1 protein-coding gene is annotated in these 250 nt (G+C 44.4%); it reads right to left on the bottom strand.

The window, feature by feature from the left end:
• On the bottom strand, nt 1–250 hold a 250-nt coding region (locus SB775_RS32080), incomplete at both ends, for a serine hydrolase (protein WP_410865330.1).

The following is a 250-nucleotide window of genomic DNA, read 5'->3' as shown; positions in this document are numbered from 1 at the left end:
GCTCATACGAAATATCGCTCACACGCTCGATGATAACCCCAAGCAGTGCGAAGCTGTCGTTAGAATAGCTGAACTGTGTGCCTGGAGGACCAAGCAGCTCGTAATCAAGCCCTGAAATGTAGGCGACAAACTGATCTTTTGTATCAATCGCTTCCATCTTTTCTAAATCAAATTCTAAACCAGAGCTGAAGGTACCACTGTGTGGGTCGTTTTCCATACTTCTTTTCATTGCACCCATTAACGTGTCAAA

This window comes from Peribacillus sp. SIMBA_075, from assembly GCF_046534585.1.
This window is presented reverse-complemented; position numbering and strand designations above follow the sequence as displayed.